Consider the following 3,392-nt stretch of genomic DNA (forward strand, 5'->3'; position numbering starts at 1 on the left):
CGCTCCCGCAAACACCCCCTGCTCCGGCGCCTCACCATCAGCGCCGAAACCGGCCTCCTCCGGGAAGATACCGTAGTGGCAGAACAGGATAAAGTGGACCTGCGGAAGAAATCCCTCGCCAGCTCCGACTTCCTCATCATCCGCGACCCCCATTCCGGCAGCTATGCCGTATGGATGTATTTCAATACCGAAGAAGCCGACGCCGGTTACCAGGTGGCCCACTTCTCCGCCAGCCACCGCGAAATCTCCCGCGCCCGGTTCAAAAGCTTCGACAACGGCGCCCCTTTCCGCTATTGGGACATGGCCGTGATCGGGGAAGAACGCCTCTGTATCCTGGGCATGGAAGAGAATAAAGGCCAGCTGGGCGACAGCGCCGTCATGAAACTCGCCACGCTCGACAGCGGGATGGTGTTCTTCAAATTCCACGACCTCCGCTTCCCGGCAGAAGCTGCCGTTACCGGGGCCGTGATCAAATACAACCCCTTCACCCGCCAGCTCCTCTTGCTGCAGGCCGTGAAGAAAACCGAAAAGAAATCCGACCGGATCATCACCCGCAGCTCGGTGGTGCAGTTGCCGAAACTGGACGTCGCCTTCGCCAGGGATATCCACTTCTGGGGCATCAACCAAAAACAACTCGAAGCCTTTGGCCACGAAACGGAATACAACGGCGTACCGCAGAATGTATTCTTCCGGCCCGATGGTACCTACAGCATCGTATTCGAGGAGCTCGATAACCACGTGCGCATGATGAACAATACACCCACCGTGGTGAGCACCGTGCTGGCGAACGTAGCCGTGGTGGATTACGACCGCGATGGCAAGGAAACCAACAGCTGGATCATCCCGCGGCGCCACATCAACCAGGGCGTCATCATGAAACCCTTCTACCTCAAAGCCCGCGAGAACGTAAACGCGCCCTTCCAATGGGGCGACCAGTACAAGCTTTTCACCTACATCCCCGGCTATATCCTCATCAACGACCTCGACGCCCGCCGCAAAGCGCAGGACCCCGCCCGGCAGGCCGCCATCCGCGATATCCGCGACTGCCACGGGTTTTATTACACGCTGGACGGGAAAGCCCCCGTGCCCCGGCGCGACTTCGTTTTCAATGAAGAAACCGACCGCCAGGTGGCGCTCTTCGCGTTTTCCAATTACGACGCGTCCAAACGCATGCTGGTGACGTTGAAACGAAATCCTGGGAACCGGAAAGAAGTGAAGCTGGTATGGCTGCAGGTGCCGGAACACCCTTCCATCCCGCAGGACATGGCAGGTACGCCGGCTAACCGCATGAAATGAAACGCTGAGTTGCTATAAACGGTAAAGCCGGAGCACTGAGGCTCCGGCTTTTTATTTTAGTTGACAGATGGTGCGCAGAAACGGTTATTCCACGAAACCCACGGCCACGGTAGCGTTCGAGAACTCGTCGACGAGGATGAACGTGCCGTTGGCGGGATTGCTTTGATAAGTGTCGGCGAAAACGGGCGAAGCGGTTTTCAGCACGATGCGGCCGATATCGTTTAGCCCCATTTCGCTCTTTTCTTCGATGCGGTTGGTGGTCACTTCCGTTACGCTGCTGATCTGCTGCACCTTGGATTTGATGCGGGTAGGACCGTGCTGCAACAGGTAAGTTTTACCGGTCGTCAGTTTGTTTTGGTCCATCCAGCAGATCTGCGCTTTCACTTCCCGGAAGCCTTCGGGCCGGGCCTGGCCTTCTTTCACGAGGAGGTTGCCGCGGCTGATGTCTATTTCATCTTCGAGGGTGATCACCACGCTTTCACCCGCATGGGCTTCCAGCAGCAGTTCACCGAACTTCTCGATGGATTTGATCTTGCTTTTTTGTTCGTTGGGGAGGGAAACGATGGTGTCTCCCACCGCAAAGCTCCCGCTGGCGATCTTGCCGGCAAAACCCCGGAAGTCGTGGAACTGCTCCGTTTTAGGGCGGATCACGTACTGGATGGGAAAGCGGGCAGGATGGTTGCGGTCGTTGCGGTCAAACTCGATCTGCTCAAGGAATTCCAGCAGGGGAAGCCCTTTGTACCAGCCGATCTTCTCGGTAGCCGTCACCACGTTTTCGCCGTACAGCGAAGAAATGGGGATGAATTTCACCTCCGTACCGTCGTAGAAAGAGCCGGGCAGCAGTTGCTGGAAATCTTCCACGATCTGGTTGTAGCGCGCTTCATCATATTCCACGAGGTCCATCTTGTTGATGCAGACCACCAGGTGGGGGATGCGGAGCATGCAGGCGATGAAGAAGTGCCGGTAGGTTTGCTCAACGATGCCCTTGCGCGCGTCGATGAGGATGAGGGATACCTGCGCGGTGCTGGCGCCGGTCACCATGTTGCGGGTGTACTCGAAGTGCCCCGGGGTGTCGGCGATGATATATTTGCGGTTGGGTGTGCTGAAATAGATGTGCGCCACATCGATGGTGATGCCCTGCTCGCGCTCGGCGATGAGGCCGTCGGTGAGGAGCGAAAGGTCGGTGAAGTCGAGCCCTTTCCTTTTGCTGGCCGCCTGTAGGGCTTCCATTTTATCCTGCGTGATGGATTTGGTATCGTACAGGAGGCGCCCGATGAGGGTGCTTTTGCCGTCGTCTACACTGCCGGATGTGGTGATACGTAAAACGTCCATATGTTGCGTTGCGGTTATCGGTGATGGTTAGAAATATCCTGCCTGTTTGCGTTTTTCCATGGCGGCTTCGGATCGCTTGTCGTCGATACGCGCGCCGCGCTCGGAGATTTTGGCCGCGAGGATTTCCTCGATGATGTCTTCCAGCTTATCGGCTTCCGACAATACGGCCGCGGTACAGGTCATATCGCCCACGGTGCGGAAGCGCACTTTGGAGCGGAAGGGGACCTCTTCCTCGGTGGTGTTGAGGTAGGGCGAGAAGGGCCAGTACATGCCGTCGCGCTCGATGATCTCGCGTTCGTGCGAGAAGTAGATCGAGGGGATCTGGAGCTCTTCTTCACGGATATAATTCCATACGTCGAGTTCCGTCCAGTTGGAGATGGGGAACACGCGTACGTTTTCGCCGATGTTGATTTTGCCGTTGAGCATATCGAACAGTTCGGGGCGCTGCATTTTAGCGTTCCATTGTCCGAATTCGTCACGAACGGAGAAGATGCGTTCCTTGGCGCGGGCTTTCTCTTCGTCGCGGCGGGCGCCGCCGATGCAGGCGTCAAACTTGAGCTCTTCGATGGCGTCGAGGAGGGTGACGGTTTGCAGGGCGTTGCGGGAGGCGTATTTGCCGGTTTCTTCTTTGGCCTTTCCCTGGTCGATGGAGTCCTGCACGTTGCGAACGATGAGCTCGAGGCCCAGGGATTCCACGAGCCAGTCACGGAACTGGATGGTTTCGGGGAAGTTGTGGCCGGTGTCTACGTGGAGGAGGGGGAAGG

The 3,392-nt window shown here is 57.3% G+C and carries 3 protein-coding genes; 1 reads left to right on the top strand and 2 read right to left on the bottom strand.

The genetic code is table 11. The features are described from left to right. The coding region (locus Q0510_RS10830) for a hypothetical protein (RefSeq protein ID WP_298711096.1) at positions 1-1,296 on the top strand (1,296 nt) is incomplete at its 5' end. Positions 1,297-1,380: 84 nt separating this feature from the next. Here the strand turns inward: Q0510_RS10830 and Q0510_RS10835 are convergent. Together Q0510_RS10835 and cysD are read right to left on the bottom strand one after the other, a co-directional pair. Then, positions 1,381-2,628 carry a GTP-binding protein gene (locus Q0510_RS10835; protein WP_298711099.1) on the bottom strand — a complete coding sequence of 416 codons (1,248 nt, stop codon included), beginning with the start codon at positions 2,626-2,628 and terminating at the stop codon, positions 1,381-1,383. Between the two features lie 27 nt (positions 2,629-2,655). Then, on the bottom strand, positions 2,656-3,392 hold a 737-nt coding region (gene cysD, locus Q0510_RS10840), incomplete at its 5' end, for a sulfate adenylyltransferase subunit CysD (protein ID WP_298711102.1).

This window comes from uncultured Chitinophaga sp., assembly GCF_937874145.1.
Lineage (GTDB): Bacteria > Bacteroidota > Bacteroidia > Chitinophagales > Chitinophagaceae > Chitinophaga.

Excerpts from the sequence above, each read along its gene's own strand:
- Q0510_RS10835 (WP_298711099.1), bottom strand. The coding sequence starts at position 2,628 with ATGGACGTTTTACGTATCACCACATCCGGCAGTGTAGACGACGGCAAA.